We start from the raw sequence: 18,587 nt of genomic DNA, 5'->3' as shown, positions 1-18,587 counted from the left end.
GAAGTATGTGCGGCAGACTTTCCCAATACAGTGGCATTCATGACTTCGTCGCGGCCTTGAGCATGCCCAATGCCCTGGTCAACTCAACCGGCGACCAGCCGTTCGAGCGGTACAACGTCGTACCGACTACGCAGTTGGCCATTGTCCATCAAGAGGGCCAGTAGCTACACGCCGATATGGTGCAATGGGGATGGCGGCCGCACCGTGCAATCATCGCTATCGACAACTGGTTTGAATGGGTTGAAGAAGGCGGACCGAAGAAGCAGCCCTACCTCATCCGCCATCGCGATCGGACACCAATCCTCTGTGCTGCCATCGGCCAATATCCAACGGTCGAACATGAGGCAGGCGAGCACGACGGCTTCGTGATCATCACTGCTGACAGTGCCGGTGGAATGGTGGATATCCATGATAGAAGACCAGTGACTCTGCCAGGAAAACTGGCCCAAGAATGGCTGGATCCGGCGCCCCCCAAAGAGCGTGCGGAACAAATGGTGATGCTCCAGGGGGAATCTTCGGAAGCCTTCGAATGGTTCAAAGTTGACCCAGCGATTGGCAACGTACGTAATCAAGGACGAGCGCTTATCGAGCCCATCGAACAGATTCAGGATGACCACTACAAAGGTAACGTTTGAACCGACCAGATTACCTTCACTGCGATATCCAATAGATCACCAGCAACACTGTGGAGACCCAGACGATTTAGCCAATCTGTTGCGTCGACCGGTTGAATCCACAACCCAAAGCCGACGGTGGTGACAGGCAGAGATCGGCCAGGAGCAGCCACTCAGCCATCGAAACCTGGTCGACTCAGTTTAATAAAACGACTGCTTTCTGCCTGTAATGACAGGCAGCTTCGCTACCCTTCAGTAAGTCCCTTCCCGCACGAACCGTCTGACCTCAACCTGTATGGCATAAGCCGGCGCCTCCACAGCATTGGAATCTTGTGTATACCGCTGCACCCCAACGCTACAGAACGGTCCCTAAGGTGCGGGTGTTGTTATTCCCAGAGGTTGCTCGCTAGCCGATTGGCTGGCGGGGCACGCAGGCTGTGCTAGCGTTTTGAGGCCAATCCTTCATTCTCGAGCCCCAGCCATGGACGAAACCATCGTTAACATGACCACCGCGAAGTTCAACGCGCTAATCGCTCTGGTGCAACAGTACGGGGTCGCTTTCGCGGTCAAGATTCTCTCCGCCATCGCCTTCTGGATCGTCGGACGCTGGTTGATCGGCTTTGCCGTCGGCATGGTGCAGCGGGCCCTGAGCAAGCAGAAGCTCGACCCGACCGTGCTGCGCTATGTCGGCTCAGTCATCACCGTGACGCTTAACATCCTTCTGGTGATCGGCGTCCTCGGTTACCTCGGCATGCAGACCACCACCTTCGCCGCGCTGCTCGCCGCGGTCGGCCTGGCCATCGGCATGGCCTGGTCGGGGCTGCTGGCCAACCTGGCGGCCGGCGCCTTTATTATCGTCCTGCGCCCCTTCAAGGTCGGCGACTTTATCAGCGCCGGCGGGGTGATCGGCACGGTCAGCGAGATCGGCCTGTTCGCTACTGCGATCAACACCCCGGACAACGTGCTGACCCTGGTCGGCAACAACAAGATCTTCAGCGACAACATCCAGAACTTCACCCACAACCCGTACCGCCGCGTCGAGCTGAAGGCGCAGCTGTCTGGCGCGGCCGACTGGAAGGCGGCGGCGGCCTTGCTCAAGCAGCACATCGCGGCGCTGCCCAATGTGCTCGCCGAACCGGCGGTGGATGTGGAGATTTTAGAGTTCAACCTGGTCGGCCCGGTGCTGGCGGTGCGCCCGTACTGCCATAACGAGCACTATTGGCAGGTCTATTTCGACACCAACCGCACCATCAAGGATGCCCTCGGCGATGCCGGCTTCCCGGCCCCGATGCCGGCGCAGAGGGTGATCGTCCAGCAGCATGCCGGGTAAGCCGGGGCGCCTTCCCCCGGGGTTTGGTAGGGCCCCCCGCGTTCGCGGGGATGACGTGCTGGACGCGGCTTCGGTACCGGTCATTCCCGCGCCGGCGGGAGTCTAGTCGCCAAGCCGTGTCCTGGGACCCGTTCGGCACGTGGCTGGGCGACCGCAGTGGGTCGATTTCTGCTCTTCACGACAGGCAGAAAACGGCCAAGAGCGGACTGTCAAAAGTGTTTGAAATCCCAAGAGGAATTAATTATTGGACATTGCGGTTGGACGGTAGCCGGATCGACACGCAGCTAGCGCCTGGCATATGGAGCCCAGGCGCTGCTCTGGGAAGAATGCTCCCGACCTATAAGGCCTGGGGGAGATTCAATTTACTGAGAAGTGTCGTCTATCTGGACGCTGCATCCATATAAGACTTTACCGCCGCGAGCCCAGGTTTACCTTCCACTGTTTGAACATCAAGCAACGTTCTATCAAGCCATTCGGGATGGGCACTCAACCATTTTTTTACAGCAGAGCGTGGGTCAAGGCCACCATTGATCACGTAGTCCATCATGGTGTTTTCGGCATCTATGGAAAACTCCAGATTCTTCAGAAGCTGGCCCACGTTAGGGCATTCGTCCAAGTATCCCGTACGCACATCGGTACGGACCGACGATGCGCCAAAATTTTCTCCGTAGTACTTGTCGCCACCTGACAAATATTCCAGTTCAATATTCTTGTTCATTGGGTGAGGTGCCCAGCCCAGAAACACGATCCAGTCGTTCTTTCTGATTTGCCTGCCGACTTGTGTCAGCATGCCCTTCTCACTGGACTCAACCAGGCTCCAGCTCCCCAGGTTATACGCGTTATCCGCGATGAGGTTCTGGATCGGTTTGTTTCCACCTGGCTCTACTCCATAGATTTTCCCGCCAAACTTTGACTTGTAAGTGTCCAGGTCAGCATAGCTTTTTACACCTTGCTCATAGACGTATCGCGGAACCGCCAACGTAAACTTTGCACCCGTGAGGTTCACTCGCACTGTCTGAATCGACTTGTTGTTGTAGTAAGGCTGAGCCGCCTCGATCAACGCCGGATCCCATGTTCCGAGGAACACGTCGATACTCTTGCCTTCCATCGCCTTGTAGGCAATTCCCGTCGATAACGTTATGACTTTTGGGGCGTAGCCCAGCCCTTCCAATACTGCTGTGGTCAAAGACGTCGTCAACGTGATGTCGGTCCATCCCACCTCTGCGAATTGAGGCGCGCGACACCCCACAGGGTCCGCGGCGCCGGCAATCCCCTGGAATGTCATCAACAGCACGGCACAAACGATAGCTCTGCTTTTCATACCGGATCCCCTTGCGTTCTCTTGTTTTTGGGAGAATCTAGTGATAACTTTTTTTTCATTGAGTGTCCAATGAAAAAAAGAGAAGCCCCATGCCAAAGGTTGGAATGCAGGAAATCAGAAGAAAGCAGCTCGTCGAGGCAACGCTCATTCTCATTGGTGAGCAAGGCATGGCGGGGACGAGCATGGCTCAGGTAAGCGCCCGCGCGGGGTTGGCCAACGGCATCGTCCACCACTATTTCTCGGACAAGAATGCCTTGCTTGAGGCCACCTTGAGAGAGCTGAACAAACGCATCAATGCCGAGATCTTTGCGCGCCTGCGGAAGTCCGCAACACCCGCTGAGCGTGTTCTCGCGTTTGTGGACGGGAACGTCAGTGCCTTGAACCTGACGCGAGACAATGTCGCGGCCTGGCTCGCTTTCTGGGCTCAAGTACCGCAATCCCCCAAATTGCAACGGGTACAGAACATCGTTGCACGCAGGAGCCACTCCTTACTTTTCCATGCCTTGTCAAAAAGCATGGAAAAGACAACAGCCCACTCCAAGGCACAGATGATCGCGATCTTCATCGACGGTTTATGGTTGAGGGCTGCGGTCGATTGCAACCCGGACACGATCGATGATTCGCGCCGTCTGGCTTACGAGTTCCTCAACAACGTACTTGGTTATGATCTGGAGGCGTAGAAATGACACCTGAAAAGTATAAAAGTCTTGATGCCGTGGGCCTCGTTCAATGGTTGCAGTCCGGAAAAGTCTCTCCGTTGGAACTGGTTAACCTCGCAGCCAGAGAAATTGAAATCCAGGACCCTGCCTTGGGTGCAGTCGTAGCGATCGATATCGAAGGCGCACAGCGAGCAGCGCTGGATCCCAAGGCAGGACCACTCGCAGGTGTGCCGATCCTGATAAAGGACACCAATATCGATGTAAAAGGCTTTGCAACCAGGCATGGTTCGCGACTGTACGAAGATGCCGCACCCGCTCAGGTCGACAGTGAGTTTGTGAGTCGATTGCGCAAGGCCGGGGCAATCATTCTCGGGAAAACCAAAACGCCCGAGTTTGCAGGCGACTTTGTAACAGAACCTGAATGGCAAGGCCCTTGTCGAAACCCCAGGAATCCGCAGTACGCTTCTGGTGGTTCAAGTGGAGGATCCGCCTGTGCCGTGGGCGCAGGCATGGTGCCAGTTGCGCACGGCACCGACTGTGGCGGGTCGATCAGGGTTCCGGCTTCCGTTTGTGGTGTGGTTGGACTGAAGCCAAGCAGGGGACGCAACCCTGTAGGTCCTCATGTCGGTGAGTTTGTTGGTGGCCTTGATTCCGAGCATGTACTGACCAGGACCGTCCGCGATAGCGCATTGCTGTTGGATGTCCTGTCTGGCTATGAGCCAGGCGCGCCTTATGCTGCTCCCCCTGCCCCTCCCTCTTGGCTCGAATGCCTGAAGACGAGGTCACCACGACTCAAAATCGCCTTTGCCTGTGCCCGTCCGGATGGCTCGAGTATCGATGAGGCCATCCACAAAGCCATATTGAATGCCGTGGATTTTTTAAGTAAAGACGGCCATGAATTACGCCCGTTCAATTGGCCGGATATGGCCAAGGCCGGTGCAGCGGCTGCATTATTCTGGCAGATGGAAATTGAGGCCTTGATGGAACACAAAGCCCAAAGTCGCGGTTATCCGATCTCTGTACAAGATGTTGAATGGATTACCTATGAGTTCTACAAATGCTCGACTCAGAGAACGGCACTGGACGTACACCATGCACGGGCTACTCAGAACAAAGTAAGCCACGACATGGCCGATAGTTTCACCGATATCGATGTCCTCATCACACCAACAGTGGCGCTTGCTCCACCGTTGATTGGTGGTTTTGTCGCCACAGGGGAAAGGCATCTGGACGAGTGGTATAAAAACGCTTACGCATTTTCTCCCTTCACCGAAGTTTTCAACCTGACCGGCCAGCCGGCCATCAGTATCCCCGTCGGGATCATGGAGAACGGCCTTCCAATCGGGATGCAGATAGTTGGCAAATTTGGTGACGAGGAAACCATCCTCAGACTTGCAAGTGAAGTTGAACGGAGCTTGTTCGCAACCACCCTGTTTGCAAAGGCATGATCACGCGCTGAACTACGACGCTGGCCAACCGAATTGACCCAAACTCCATAGACACTTCCTGCAGGTAGTTACTGGATCGTTGCCTGACGTGATTGGCTGCGTCACGGAACAGAAGGAGCATTTTATGAGTGTCGGATTTGGGTCGATTCTGCTGAGAAAGCCAGCTTCGGTTTCCACCGCAGAAAAGTTCGCGCCTGTGATTGCAATCCGTGTTTTGCGCAAAAAATTCCGGTTTCATTAGACCACTACAAAGACGCTCGCACTACTCACGCTCAGCCCAAATCACTCTTGATCTGCTTTGCGCATATGCCCATCTGCTTTGTGACCCAATACCTGAAAGTGGTGCACTTGGCACTTTCCTCAAAAGGCCTGGGTGACAGCAGGCAATAGGCCGACCCATCCTGGATAAAGCCAAACGGTGCGATCAGTTGTCCGGACCTGAGTTCATCCTGAACCATGAGAAAGGACACCACACTGATCCCCAACCCCGCAGTTGCTGCCTGAATACACAGATAGAAATGCTCATAGTCGGCCCAGCCAGCATTAGGCATGGCCATTTGCGAAAGGCGCAGCCAGTTGTCCCAGGCCAATGGGCGTGTCTGGCTACGTAGCAAGCGCATTCCCTCCGATTTCCTTTTATCGGGACTATTGGACGAGGTGCACACAGGTCCAATCCATTCCTCACAAATCGTCACGCTGTGGATTGACTGATCCAAGCGAAAATCATCACGTCGGATGGCCAGATCCGCACCTGAGCGTGCGAAGTCTATAGGACCACCGGCCGCCAGCAGTTGGACCTGAAGGTGCGGGTGAGCGGCATGGAAATCGGGCAGTCGCGGGATCAGCCATTTCATTGCGATGGTGGGTTCACACGATAGTACCAGTACGTCCTCGCGGACTTCTCCCTGCAATCGGTAAACAGCACTTTCCAATTGCTCGAACATGGGCCCGGTAACGTTGTACAGAAGGCGGCCAGCACGGTTGAGAAAGATCGCACGGTTGCGCCGATCAAAAAGTTCGACCCCTATTGCTTCTTCCAACAATCGAACCTGGCGGCTGACTGCGCCATGGGTGACGTGCAACTGCTGAGCGGCTCTCACGAAGCTTTGGGTCTGGGCCGCAACGTTGAAAAAACGAAACGCAGCCAAAGGAGGCAAATTCATATTGACGATGATTACTCACAGGTTTCGACGACTATAAATCGTTTTTTTTATCGATGGCAATTCTCCATCATGACCGCCATTCACCCTATCTGCGTGCATAACCATCAATGAATATAGGCACTCCATGAATGCCACGCGAAGCCAAATACCGCTGGCTGTTGTAAGTACCGCGATCAAGTGAAGCTGCCACCCACCCTCAATCTGTGCAAAAACGTAGCGCAAATACAATTACTGCCGTTCGCGGCATGGGTAACCATTGCGCCGGAGAGTCTTCATGAACGAATTGCTTCTAGTTGCTGCCATTTCCATCCTGGCAGTTATCAGCCCCGGCTCTGACTTCGCCATGGTCACTCGCAACAGTTATGCATATGGACGACGCAGCGGTTTGATGGCCGCCCTGGGTATCGCCTGTGGCGTCCAGATTCACGTTTTCTACACAGTGTTCGGCGCTGCAGTGATCTTCACTCAATCACCCTTGCTGTTCATGACAATGAAGTTGCTTGGCGCCGGATACCTCATTTATCTGGGTATCAAGTCCCTGACCAATACTTCTTCGTTGACGTTTGGTGGTGCCAACGCCTCTACCCCTTCATCCTGGGAAGCATTTCGTACTGGCTTTTTCACTAACGCGCTCAATCCCAAAACCATGTTGTTCGTGGTGGCGACCTATAGCCAAGTGGTGCACACAGGCAGCTCGCTAACCGCAAACTTTGCGTACGGCCTGTTTATGTCGTTCACCCATTGGGCGTGGTTCAGTTTCGTCGCACTGTTTTTCTCCGCTGAAGCGTTGCGCCGGCGAATGCTGGAAAAGCAGCAGGTTATCGACAGACTCATTGGCACGGCACTGATCGGCTTGGCGGCGCTTCTGGTCATTCCAGGGGTTGGTGGTTAGTGTCGTGGGAGTGTTATGAGATCAGCGCGAAGGGCTCCTGATAGGCTGCAATCGGCCACAAGCGGACATCCCGCAACGTCGCCAGTGGGCTACTTCAGCTTGTCACGACAGGCCGAGATCTGCAGAAGCGGCTTTTCGAGCTATTCGACGTAAAGTTCGCGAAGTTTTCAGATTTCCCTCTAGCGTGGCTCGCTGGCATGATGGCAAATTGGCTCTATCGAAACGCTATTACTTTTTTCGCTCAAAGGAGTTCTCGTGAGCAAACCATCCAATGATCTTGAGCGAAAGCTAATGCTCGCTGCTGACAATCCGGCGAATCGCCCCGAGTTCTACAAGGCATTAATGGCGTCCGATGTTTACGTAATCGGCTTTACAGATTCTGAAGGCGAAGAAATTAGAACAATTCCTACCGGCGCCAAGTTATCAATAGTGAATTGGGAAAAGAATGACGGTACGCCAATCATTCCGTTCTTCACCAGCCTCGAAGCATTGCAGCGTGTCTTGAAGGAGGAGTCGAAATATGTGGCTTTACCAGCCAAAAGCTTCTTTGAAATGACCCTTGGGTCATTCTTGATGCTCAACCCAGCCTCATCCTATGGCAAAGAGTTCTTTCCTGACGAAATACATGCGCTACTAGAAACGGGTGTGAACCATGCTCCGCAGACTAGAGTAGTTCAGAAAGAAACCAAGGTACTGCTCGGTCAGCCAGCCAATTATCCATCAGAGATGGTGTCCGCGCTCACATCACTTCTGGCGAAGCATTCGGCTGTTAAGGCTGCGTATTTGTGCTTAATGCATGATCCATCAACCAGTGAAAAACCGTCACTGGTCGTTGGTTTTGACGGTGATAAGGACCTTGCTGAGGCAATGAAGGAAGCTGGCTCAGTGGCCGCGGATACAGCCCCCAAGGGGGAGGTAGTTGATTTTGTTGTTCTCAAAAAGGGCGAATCGGGATTTAGCAATTACATGCTCAAATCTGTGAAGCCATTTTACGAACGCACTTGGGGGGCCAAATTGCGCTCACTATTCTCTCCGGGCAAGGCATAGCGAATCATTCCAGCGCGCGCTGAGAATGTCAGCAAAGGGTCGGCCTGTGCCGGTCAGGATCAGTTATAACCAGCCAAGAGCAGACCTTCAACTTGAGGAAAAACTACCCTTTAACTGCCACCGCCGATGCTGGGCATACGAACGTGCTACGCCAGTCTAGCTAGACCAACCGGCGGATGGCAGTATCAACAGAATTCGAAGATAAGGACGTCAGCATGCGTGGCTTAATTTACCTCGGGGCCTTATTCACTAGCTTGCTTGCCCCCATTTCCTTTTCCCAGGCTATTGAGCCACTGCAACAAATTCCGCTGCCGGCGGATTATCTGAGTTTTCTTCAGTCAAAAAATGGCGACGAAGGCTGGCTTGGCGAGGACTACTTCATACTGTGGCGTGCCGATGACCTAGTGTCCCTCAATCACAAGTATGAAGTTGAACATTATGCTCCTGGCATCTTTTTGTTCGGTTCCACTGGCAGCGGCGACGCGTGGGGGTTCGATCTGAGAGCAAACCCGCCAACGGTTGTTCGCATTCCCTTTGTAGGTATGGCCGCCGGCCATGTCGAAACAGTCGCCAATAGTTTTAGCGAGCTTTTGCAGCTTTCTGCCTCTCACCCGACACCTTCGTTGAAGCCCGCTAGCGAACACGCCGGGATGGAGCTATTTGAAATCCAACCAATAATTTTTGGCGGCGATCCCGTCGATCCGGCCAACAAAGAATGGAAGTCTCGGGAGGAACATATTCAACTCGTCAGGTTTTGGAATCAAACCTTAGAGAAAGCCAAACAGGATTAACAGCTACAGGTATCAATTCGTCTTCAGCTTCGCAGCTACGGCGACCTCTCAGTCAACGTGCGAATGGCTATATCGGGTTGGTTTCTGCCCTTCAAGGTAGGCAGAAACCGGCCAGGAGCGGACGTTTAGAGTGATTTAAATAAATCTGATCCTCTTTTTCTGCTTCGCACGATACTTAAAAAGTCCATCAACCGGGCGCCCAAATGCTACGCTTTCGGGTTCCCTCCGCTGCGTTCCGGCGCCGGTTATGTCCAACTTCAGGAGTGACGGATGCTTAAGAAACTACTTGGAATCTTTACGGTCGGCGCTGCGGTAGCTTCGCCTGCAACCACTCACCACGTCTTTGGCAACAACGTCTTTTCGCTGGACGCTCCAGCAATTTTCACGCGCAATGCTGGGACAGAGACGTTCCAGTTGGTAGCAACAGACGAACTCGCGGCAATTACGGCCACTGCTTACGCAAAAGCCGACGGCTCACTGGACGAGTTCTGCGATTATCGCTTCTCGACTGTCGAGGATTTCTATAGGGCTATCTCAGGGCCGCGTGTATTTCAGGCCGCTCAAGTCTCAGGCAAGATTCAAGAGTTTGAGGGGACTTGGCCCGGCGAGAGCCGACCCACATATTATGTCGTTTCGTGCCTTCAGACTGACAATGCATACGTCTCGCTAAACATAGTCACTACGAGGCAACATTACGCAGCCTATCGCGCCCAGTACGATGCAATGCTTGAGTCCATCCGGCCCGGCACCTAACAATTCTAGGCCGACGCTCGCTGCTCGCGGACTAAATTCCACCAAAACGAATGTCTGCAACGGGTCGATTGCTGCCCTTGGTGACAGGCAAAAAGCGGCCAGGAGCTGACATCAGGCACCGAAGTGCCTGATGACGTTTTGACGATGAGCCCCCTTCCCCGTCACCCAGATGAAAACCGCTTGCGATAATCACTCGGCCCCACCCCGAGACGCCGCATGAAGGCCCTTCTAAACCCATCCGTATTTGCATAGCCGACGGTATCGGCCAAGCGCTTGAGTGGTCAGCATTACGGTGTCGGTGGCCTGCTGGGTGAAGCGATTGGCGCGTTTGCCGGCCTGGTATTCGTGTTGCTGACGCTGGGCTATCTGAGCAAATGGGTGAAGCATCCCGAAGCGGTACGGGCCGAATTCAACCATCCGGTCGCCAGCAACTTTTTCGGCACCGTCACCATCGCCCTGCTGCTTTCCGCAGTGGCAGCGCCCCACAGCCAACTGCTTGGACAGGCACTCTGGATACTGGGCAGTGTATTGACCGTGTTGCTTGCCGGCCTGGTGGTTTCGCGCCTGTTGTCGGGCGGCCACGATCAACTCAATGCCGTACCCGCCTGGCTGATCCCGGGCGTTGCCACCCTCGATATCGCGGTAACCGGTGCGCACATGCCCATGCCCAGGACAGCACGTTGCTGACGGCCATCGCGGCAGTGATCTTGCTGTTCCTCACTGCGGCCCTGTTTGTGCTGACCGTGAAAACCCTGGCCAGTCTGTTCAGCGGCAAACTGTTGGCCAACTGACGTTTACCTCCCTTTGGCGAGCCTTGACCAGCTCGCTTTTTTTTGCCACACAGGTCTTGTCGAATGACTTACACCACATCCTGGTTACTGCTGATTGTCGCCGGCTTCCTGGAAATCGCCTTTGCGGTTGGATTGAAATCCGCAAATGGCCTGGATCGGCCCTGGATCCTGGCCGGCACCTTAGTGGTATTGGCCAGCAGTTTGTACTTGTTGACGATGGCATTGCGGGTCCTGCCCGTGGGCACCGCCTATGCGGTCTGGACCGGTATCGGCGCTGCCGGTACAGCCATCGTCGGCATGTATTGGCTCGGTGACGGAGTTTCGCTTTGGCGGTTGTTCTGGGTCGGCTTGATTCTGCTGAGTGTCACCGGGCTGCGCTGGGCAGCCTAGGCACCAGAAATCACGAAGGGTTCAACCCATTGCAGAGCTCACTCCAACAGGTCAATCAACCGAGGCTCAATTGAAGTCGCCGATACCTCAAGCAGCGCCAGCGTCACTGGAAGCTTGAAGCGTCGTCGCCCCGCGCTGCCGGGATTGACAAACAATCGCTCCCCGCGCCATTCGATGCGTGGCTTGTGGGAGTGGCCGGTGATCACCAGCTGTACGCCTCTCTCCAGATCGACCGGGACATCGGCAATGTCATGCACCAACAACGCCTGCCAACCGTTGAGATCGAAACGCAGAAAGTCCGGGAGATCTTCTGCCCATGCCAGCTCTTGATCATTGTTCCCGCGCACGACGTGCAGGGGCGCAATAGAGGCCAGTCGGTCAAGGACTTCCGGGGCACCGATGTCGCCGGCATGAATGATTCGCTCGCACCCCTGCAGGGCGGCAAGCGCTTCGGGACGGAGCAAGCCGTGGGTATCGGAAATCACGCCAACTTTCATGCAAGCTCCAGGACAAATACAGGAATCTGCCAAGTATCCAGCACACCTGCCAAAGCGTCTCCTCACTGATCCTGCTCAGTCGTACGCAGGTTCTGTTTCGTCCAGGTGATCAATGTGCTTGAAGCGCTCAACCAGAAAGTCGATCAGGCTGCGCACTCGCGCCGACAGGTGTAACTGTTGCGGGTAAACCGCGAAAACATCGGCGCGGGTTGGTGTCTGGTCTTCCAGCACTAATCGCAAGCGGCCACTGCGCACATAGCGGGCGATATCCCATTCTGCCCGCAGAAGAATACCGTGGCCTTCCAACGCCCAGTTCAGGGCCACTTCACCGTCATTGCAGCCCAATGCGCCACGAACTTTGACGTTTTGTGTACGCCCACCGTTAGTAAAACTCCACACCCCGTAAGGCGTTTCGTTCTGCCGCAGAAAGATGCAGTTGTGTTGCTGTAAATCCGTGAGGCGTTGCGGCACGCCGTGTTTTTCCAGGTACAGCGGTGAGGCGCATAACAATCGGCGATTGGACGCGATCTTGCGTGCATGGAAGGCGGCGTCCGGCAGCGTACCGAAACGTATGCCCAGATCAAACCCGTGCGTCGTCAGGTCAAGGGGGTGATCGCTGATTTCCAGCTGCACTTCCACCTCCGGGTACTGTGCGAAAAACGCACCCAGGGCCGGGCCGATGTAACGGCGACCAAACCCCAGCGATGCGTTGACCCGTATCAGGCCTTTAGGCGTAGCCCGACTGCTGCTGATCAACTGCTCGACCTCATCTATCTGCGTGAGGATACGAGCGGCATGCGAGAAAAGCAGTTCGCCTTCTGCAGTCAGGCTCATGGAACGCGTGGTGCGATTGACCAGGCGGATGCCCAATCGAGCCTCCAGCGAGGAAAGACGCTTGCTCACCGCTGGCGGCGTGATGCCCAGCTCCCGCGCCGTGGCAGCGAGGCTGCCTTTGTTGGCCAGGAGGTAAAAAAATGACAAATCCAGAGTCTGGCTCATTCGTAACTCAAAGTTATTTATGTAGTGATTCTGAGTAACTCACACCTATTTGTTCACTACATATACTCCGCTCACACCCTGATTGAACAGCCCGTTCGACAGGCAAAACAAGAACGTTACGAGAGTGGAGTTGACCATGAGCGCATACAAGATTGCAGCGGTTCCAGGTGATGGCATCGGTGTTGAAGTGATCGCCGCGGGCGTCGAGGTGCTGCAAGCCCTGTCGAAGAAATCCGGCTTCGAACTGGATTTCAAACACTTCGACTGGAATTCGGATAACTACCTGAAAAACGGTTACTACATTCCTGAAGGAGGCCTGGAAGAACTGAAAACCTTCGACGCGATTTTCTTCGGTGCCGTGGGAGCGCTCAACGTACCGGATCACATTTCCCTGTGGGGACTGCGCCTGCCGATCTGCCAGGGCTTCGATCAATACGCCAACGTGCGTCCGGCGCGCGTGCTGCCAGGGGTGAAAAGCCCACTGCTCAATGGTGACCAGATCGACTGGGTGGTGGTGCGAGAAAACTCCGAAGGTGAGTACTCCGGCAACGGCGGTCGTGTGCACCGGGGCCTGCCGGAAGAGGTTGCCACTGAAGTGTCGGTATTCACCCGTGCAGGGGTTGAGCGCATTCACCGCTTTGCCTTCGAACTGGCGCAAAGCCGCCCGCGCAAACACCTGACCATGGTCACCAAGTCCAACGCCCAGCGTCACGGCATGGTGTTGTGGGACGAGATCTTCTACGAAGTGGCCAGGGACTTCCCGGACGTGAAGATCGACAAGGAGCTGGTGGACGCCGTGACCACGCGCATGGTGCTCAAACCGTCGACCCTGGACGTGATCGTCGCCACCAACCTGCACGCTGACATTCTGTCCGATCTGGCCGCTGCGTTGTCCGGCAGTCTGGGCATCGCGCCGACCGCCAACCTGAACCCGTCGCGCAAATTCCCCTCGATGTTCGAACCGATCCACGGCTCGGCTTTCGACATCACCGGCAAAGGTGTGGCCAACCCGATTGCAACTTTCTGGACGGCGGCAATGATGCTCGAACACCTGGGCGAAGCCGCTGCGGCCAAACAGCTGATGTCCGCCATCGAGGCCGTGACCGAAAGCGGTCTGCATACCCCTGATCTGGGCGGTACGGCTACCACCCGCCAGATCACGGATGCGGTCATCGCGTTGATCAACCGCTGATGTTTTTCAGCGATTCAAAGTAGTACTGCGGCACATCGCCAAGGGGCAGATCACTGGATCCGACTCCTTGGCATTTCCTGACAACAATAAAAAATCAGGGCCCTGTCATGAAAAGAATATTAGGCAAACTCTACGTACAAGTGCTCATAGCGGTCATCCTCGGCGCCATTGTCGGAGTGTTCGTTCCTGAAACCGGAGCTGCGCTCAAACCCTTGGGCGACGCCTTCATCAAACTGATCAAAATGCTCCTCGCACCGGTGATCTTCCTGACCGTAGTCACAGGGATCGCCCGCATGGAAAACATGAAGGAACTGGGCCGGGTCGGCTTTCGCGCCTTGCTGTATTTCGAAGTGGTGTCAACGCTGGCACTGGTGGTCGGGCTGGTGGTGGTCGATGTGTTCAAACCCGGCGCGGGCATGAACATTGATGTCGCCACCCTCGATACCTCCAGCCTGGCCACTTACACCTCCGCAGTGAAACATGCCTCGTTCATGGACTTCGTCATGAACATCATTCCCGATACCATTGTCGATGCCTTCGCCAAGGGCAATGTCCTGCAAATCCTGTTGTTCTCCATTCTGCTGGGCATCGCCCTGGCCCACGTCGGTCCGCGCGGCAAAGCATTTGTCGACACCCTGGACAGCCTGATGCAGGGCATGTTCCGCATCGTCAACATGGTCATGCGCCTGGCCCCGATCGGCGCATTTGGCGCCATCGCATTCACCATCGGCAAATACGGTTTTGGCTCGCTGTTCTCGCTTGGCAAGCTGATGGCTTGTGTGTACCTGACCTGCGCCGTATTCATGATCTTCGTGCTCGGGCCGATCTGCCGCTACAGCGGTTTCAGCCTGTGGAAGTTCCTCAAGTTCATCAAGGAAGAACTGTTCACCGTGCTGGGCACCAGCTCCTCGGAATCGGTGCTGCCGCAGATGATTTCCAAGATGGAAAAGGCAGGCGTGTCCAAACCCGTTGCGGGGATGATCATTCCCTCCGGTTTGACCTTCAACCCGGACGGGCAGGCGATCTACTACACCATCGCCGCGATTTTCATTGCCCAGGCGACCAACACGCCGCTGACCCTGACCGATCAATTGATCGTGCTGGCGGTGCTGATGTTCACCTCCAAGGGCTCGGCGGGTGTCACCGGTTCCGGCTTCATCATTCTGGCGGCCACGCTGTCATCCCTCGGCACCATTCCGGTGGCGGGCATGGTCTTGCTGCTGGGTGTCGACCGCTTCATGTCGGAGGCGCGTGCAATCACCAATACCATTGGCAACGGTGTCGGCACCATGGCGATCGCCAAATGGGTCGGGGCGCTGGACACGATCAAGATGCACAAGGCGCTCAATGGCGAGGTAGAAGAACAGAAGCCTGAAGTTGTACAGGTCGAGACTGTCCATACACCTTCTTCAGTGACAGGCAGTCCTTTGCTGCCCAGCCTTGAGAAGGCCTCTCGAGCGTAAGCAAGTGGCGCTGGATGCAGCGATGTTTTCCTGGCATGGACAGGATCACCATCGCCGCTGTTACAAGAACTCCCCGGCAATACCAAATGAATTGCCCCTGATTTCCTGGACGCTACCGAATGCCTGTTTCTGGCTGACTGCTTCCTGTCGGGAGGGGCAGCAATGGGCCAAAACAGACGGTCAGACCAGATACGTCTTAACCAGAAGCGGCCGTTGCAACTGACCGTCGCAGGATTGACATAATTGCCTATGGCAACAATATAATTGCTAAAAGCAACTATCAGGGGATTTCCATGACCGCAACCATCATGGAGCGCGCTGACACCGTGCGCCGCTTCAACCGTTTCTACACCCGGCAGATCGGCGCACTGCAAGAGCACCTGCTTCAAGCCGAGTTTTCCTTGACCGAGGCGCGCATCCTTTATGAATTGGGCGCCAGTGCTGGCCTGAAGGGTTCAGACCTCTGCCAAATGCTCGGCCTGGACGCTGGTTACCTCAGCCGCGTCATCGGTGGATTCGAAAAAAAAGGATTGATCACCAGGACTCGCTCAGCAATCGATGCCCGAGCTTCTGAAATCCAGCTCACCGATCCAGGTCGTACCGTGCTGGCCTCGCTGGAGCAAGCCGCTCGCGAGGAAGTCGTGGTGATGCTGCAAGGCTTGCCTGATCCACAGCAAGAGCAATTGATCCAGGCCATGAGACGGATATGGACGCTATTGGGCGACAGGGAGCCCTCCTACCTCCTGCGCGATCCACGAGCGGGCGACATGGGCATCGTCGTTCAGCAGCAAGCTCAACTTTATGCCCGCGAATACGGTTGGAATACGGAGTTCGAAGCGCTGGTGGCGGAAATCGTCGCCAAATACCTTCGTGAGTTCGATCAGTCCTGCGAGCGTTGCTGGATCGCGGAAAAAGATGGCACGGTCATCGGTTCGGTCTTTGTCGTCAGACATGACGAGACCACCGCCAAGCTGCGGATGCTGTATGTGGATGCGAGTGCCAGGGGCATGGGAATCGGCAATCGTTTGCTGGAAGAGAGTCTCCGGTTTGCGCGGCACGCGGGCTACAAAAGCATGATCCTCTGGACGACCAGCGTACTTTCTGATGCCCGAAAGCTATACCAGAAAGCAGGTTTTCAATTGGTCGAAGAGGAACAGGTACACAGCTTCGGAAAAGACCTCGTCAGCCAGACTTGGGCTCGGGACTTGTAGTGGCGTTGATGGCAGTGAACGTGTTGGGGTTGCCCATCGTCCGCCGTGGGTCGGGAGCGGTATTAACATCTGGCCGCGGCCCTGCAGGAGGGGCCGGGCCTCACTCTCAGGACAGTTCAATGGCGACGAACATGTTCTGCAGGTGAAGTGACGGCCTGGATCAATACCCGGGTTGAAGCTATACCGAAAGGGTCCGGAGTGGGGATGGACCACACGCTCGATTAGCGACTGAGGAGAACTTCGCGGTGTCGGATCAGCTGGTCATACGCAACATGACCCGTCCCGAGCTGGACGAGCTCGTCGATTGGGCTGCCCGTGAGGGTTGGAATCCCGGCTTTCACGATGCCGAGCTGTTCTGGGCTACGGACCCTGCTGCCTTCATCGCGGCCTCCCGGGGCGGCGAGTTGATCGGCGGCGGCGCCATCACCTCCTACAATGGCGAATTCGGTTTCATGGGTTTTTTCATCGTCCGGCCTGAATATCGCGGTCAAGGTCTGGGCAATACCCTCTGGCACGCACGCCGCGAGCGACTCCTCGCCCGCCTGCGCCCAGGCGCGAGCATCGGCATGGACGGCGTCTTCGCGATGCAGGACTACTACGCCAAGGGTGGTTTCGTCTTCTCCCATCGCAACATGCGTTTTCGTGCCGAGATCACCGAACGCCCGACGACCTCGCAGGCAGGCGACCAGGACATCGTCCCGTTGGCCACCTTCCCGTTCGATCAGGTTGTCGATTACGACCGCACCTGTTTCCCCGCCGCGCGCGCAACCTTCCTGAGGGGGTGGATAGCCCAAGCCAATGCCCTCGCCCTGGGTTGCCGGCGCGAGGGCAGGCTAAGCGGCTATGGCGTCGTAAGGCGCTGCCGGGAAGGCTGCAAGATCGGCCCCTTGTTCGCCGATGACGTCCTGGCAGCCAATGCCCTCTACGCGCGCCTGGCGGAATTTGCGGAGGGTGGCCCACTGTTTCTCGATGCCCCGGAGAATAACCCCGCCGCGATGGCGCTCGTGCACCAACAGGGCATGACCGAGGTTTTCGGCTGCGCACGCATGTACCTCGGCCCTCCTCCGGCGATCGCGCACGAACGTGTGTTCGGCGTCACGACCTTCGAGCTGGGCTGATGTCCGCTCGCGACCTCATCGGTTATGGCGGCCGCCCACCCCACCCGCAATGGCCCGGTGAGGCGCGCGTCGCGGTCCAGTTCGTACTCAACATCGAAGAGGGCGCGGAGTCATGCATCCTCAATGGCGATGCACAGTCGGAGGCCTGGCTTCACGAGCTACCGGGCCGCCCGCCGCGTGTGGGGGAACCGGACTTGAGCGTCGAGGGCATGTACGAATACGGATCGCGCGCAGGTGTGTGGCGCATTCTGGAGCTGTTCAGCGCCCGAGGCCTGTCGCTGACCGCCTTCGCCGTCGGCCGGGCACTGGAACTCACCCCGGCGATTGGCCATGCGCTCTGCGCTGCCGGGCATGAAATTGCCGGGCATGGCTACCGTTGGCTGGACTATCGCGACATGCCTGAAGACCAGGAGCGGCGCCATATCCGCCTCACCCTCGACGTGATCGAGCAGATCTGCGGTAAACGCCCCGTAGGTTGGTACACGGGAAGGGTCAGCCAGAACACCCGTCGCCTGTTGCGCGAGGAAGGAGGTTTTCTCTATAGCTCGGACGCCTACAACGATGACCTGCCCTATTGGCTCCCAGGCACGCCCGCCCACCTGGCGATCCCTTACACATTGGTCAACAACGACGCCCGCTATCTGCTGCCGAACGGTTTCGCCTGCGGTGAAGACTTCTTCCGGCTGCTCAAGGATGCTTTCGACCTGCTGTGGCAGGAGGGCGCGCAACACCCGAAGATGATGAGCGTCGGCCTGCATGGGCGGATCAGTGGCCATCCTGGTCGCGCGATGGCGCTGGCGCGCTTTCTCGATTACGTGCAAGGCCACGACGCGGTGTGGATCTGCCGGCGCGAAGAAATTGCCAGGCACTGGATAGCCCGATTCCCCGCGTGAGTGCTACATGCAAAT

At 56.3% G+C, this 18,587-nt stretch carries 18 protein-coding genes and 1 pseudogene; 15 read left to right on the top strand and 4 right to left on the bottom strand.

Features of this window, described 5'->3' with window-relative positions:
• The first annotated feature begins 5 nt into the window (after positions 1-5).
• Together CAF65_RS03545 and CAF65_RS03540 are read left to right on the top strand one after the other, a co-directional pair.
• Positions 6-635, top strand: a pseudogene (locus CAF65_RS03545) (SOS response-associated peptidase family protein).
• A gap of 460 nt (positions 636-1,095) precedes the next feature.
• The gene (locus CAF65_RS03540) at positions 1,096-1,944 is read left to right on the top strand and encodes a mechanosensitive ion channel family protein (protein WP_085715044.1); all 849 of its coding nucleotides are present in this window, start codon (positions 1,096-1,098) and stop codon (positions 1,942-1,944) included.
• A gap of 379 nt (positions 1,945-2,323) precedes the next feature.
• Here CAF65_RS03540 and choX read toward each other — a convergent pair whose 3' ends face one another.
• Entirely contained in the window at positions 2,324-3,265 is a 942-nt protein-coding gene (gene choX / locus CAF65_RS03535) for a choline ABC transporter substrate-binding protein (RefSeq protein WP_085715043.1), read from the bottom strand.
• A gap of 89 nt (positions 3,266-3,354) precedes the next feature.
• Here choX and betI point away from each other — a divergent pair, with 89 nt between their 5' ends.
• Together betI and CAF65_RS03525 are read left to right on the top strand one after the other, a co-directional pair.
• On the top strand, positions 3,355-3,945 hold the full coding sequence (gene betI / locus CAF65_RS03530) for a transcriptional regulator BetI (protein WP_085715042.1): 591 nt from the start codon (positions 3,355-3,357) through the stop codon (positions 3,943-3,945).
• A 2-nt stretch (positions 3,946-3,947) separates the two neighbouring features.
• Entirely contained in the window at positions 3,948-5,372 is a 1,425-nt protein-coding gene (locus CAF65_RS03525) for an amidase (protein ID WP_085715041.1), read from the top strand.
• Between the two features lie 272 nt (positions 5,373-5,644).
• Here the strand turns inward: CAF65_RS03525 and CAF65_RS03520 are convergent, their stop codons facing one another.
• Positions 5,645-6,535, bottom strand: a complete 891-nt coding sequence (locus tag CAF65_RS03520; protein ID WP_085715040.1) for a LysR substrate-binding domain-containing protein — start codon at positions 6,533-6,535, stop codon at positions 5,645-5,647.
• 274 nt (positions 6,536-6,809) lie between these two features.
• On the opposite strand from CAF65_RS03520, the gene CAF65_RS03515 reads away from it, so the two are divergent.
• The 6 genes from CAF65_RS03515 to CAF65_RS03490 all read left to right on the top strand — a co-directional run bounded on the left by CAF65_RS03515 (position 6,810) and on the right by CAF65_RS03490 (position 11,199).
• Positions 6,810-7,427: a LysE family translocator gene (locus tag CAF65_RS03515; protein ID WP_085715039.1), complete on the top strand. Its 618-nt coding sequence runs from the start codon at positions 6,810-6,812 to the stop codon at positions 7,425-7,427.
• 255 nt (positions 7,428-7,682) lie between these two features.
• Complete coding sequence (locus CAF65_RS03510) at positions 7,683-8,474, top strand: enhanced serine sensitivity protein SseB C-terminal domain-containing protein (RefSeq protein ID WP_256578594.1); 792 nt, start codon at positions 7,683-7,685, stop codon at positions 8,472-8,474.
• A 215-nt stretch (positions 8,475-8,689) separates the two neighbouring features.
• Positions 8,690-9,265 (top strand): SMI1/KNR4 family protein, encoded by a 576-nt coding sequence (locus CAF65_RS03505; protein ID WP_218191712.1) that lies wholly within the window; start codon positions 8,690-8,692, stop codon positions 9,263-9,265.
• 270 nt (positions 9,266-9,535) lie between these two features.
• Positions 9,536-10,018 (top strand): hypothetical protein, encoded by a 483-nt coding sequence (locus CAF65_RS03500; protein ID WP_085715037.1) that lies wholly within the window; start codon positions 9,536-9,538, stop codon positions 10,016-10,018.
• Between the two features lie 273 nt (positions 10,019-10,291).
• Positions 10,292-10,705: a hypothetical protein gene (locus tag CAF65_RS03495; RefSeq protein ID WP_178076650.1), complete on the top strand. Its 414-nt coding sequence runs from the start codon at positions 10,292-10,294 to the stop codon at positions 10,703-10,705.
• A 167-nt stretch (positions 10,706-10,872) separates the two neighbouring features.
• A complete protein-coding gene (locus CAF65_RS03490) occupies positions 10,873-11,199 on the top strand; it encodes a multidrug efflux SMR transporter (protein ID WP_085715036.1) in 327 nt (108 codons plus the stop codon).
• Positions 11,200-11,237: 38 nt separating this feature from the next.
• Here the strand turns inward: CAF65_RS03490 and CAF65_RS03485 are convergent, their stop codons facing one another.
• Together CAF65_RS03485 and CAF65_RS03480 are read right to left on the bottom strand one after the other, a co-directional pair.
• Entirely contained in the window at positions 11,238-11,696 is a 459-nt protein-coding gene (locus CAF65_RS03485; RefSeq protein WP_085715035.1) for a metallophosphoesterase family protein, read from the bottom strand.
• Positions 11,697-11,771: 75 nt separating this feature from the next.
• Complete coding sequence (locus tag CAF65_RS03480) at positions 11,772-12,695, bottom strand: LysR family transcriptional regulator (RefSeq protein WP_085715034.1); 924 nt, start codon at positions 12,693-12,695, stop codon at positions 11,772-11,774.
• A gap of 136 nt (positions 12,696-12,831) precedes the next feature.
• Between CAF65_RS03480 and CAF65_RS03475 the strand changes: the two genes are divergently transcribed.
• From CAF65_RS03475 to CAF65_RS03455, 5 genes are all read left to right on the top strand, one after another.
• Entirely contained in the window at positions 12,832-13,887 is a 1,056-nt protein-coding gene (locus CAF65_RS03475; protein WP_085715033.1) for a tartrate dehydrogenase, read from the top strand.
• Between the two features lie 107 nt (positions 13,888-13,994).
• Entirely contained in the window at positions 13,995-15,350 is a 1,356-nt protein-coding gene (locus CAF65_RS03470) for a dicarboxylate/amino acid:cation symporter (RefSeq protein WP_085715032.1), read from the top strand.
• Between the two features lie 293 nt (positions 15,351-15,643).
• Complete coding sequence (locus tag CAF65_RS03465) at positions 15,644-16,561, top strand: bifunctional helix-turn-helix transcriptional regulator/GNAT family N-acetyltransferase (protein WP_085715031.1); 918 nt, start codon at positions 15,644-15,646, stop codon at positions 16,559-16,561.
• A 245-nt stretch (positions 16,562-16,806) separates the two neighbouring features.
• On the top strand, positions 16,807-17,679 hold the full coding sequence (locus tag CAF65_RS03460; RefSeq protein WP_085715030.1) for a GNAT family N-acetyltransferase: 873 nt from the start codon (positions 16,807-16,809) through the stop codon (positions 17,677-17,679).
• Complete coding sequence (locus CAF65_RS03455) at positions 17,679-18,572, top strand: polysaccharide deacetylase family protein (protein WP_085715029.1); 894 nt, start codon at positions 17,679-17,681, stop codon at positions 18,570-18,572. Before CAF65_RS03460 ends, CAF65_RS03455 begins: the two co-directional genes overlap by 1 nt.
• The last annotated feature ends 15 nt before the right edge of the window (positions 18,573-18,587 follow it).

This window comes from Pseudomonas sp. B28(2017) (assembly GCF_002113025.1).
In the GTDB taxonomy this organism is placed as follows: Bacteria; Pseudomonadota; Gammaproteobacteria; order Pseudomonadales; family Pseudomonadaceae; genus Aquipseudomonas.
This window is presented reverse-complemented; position numbering and strand designations above follow the sequence as displayed.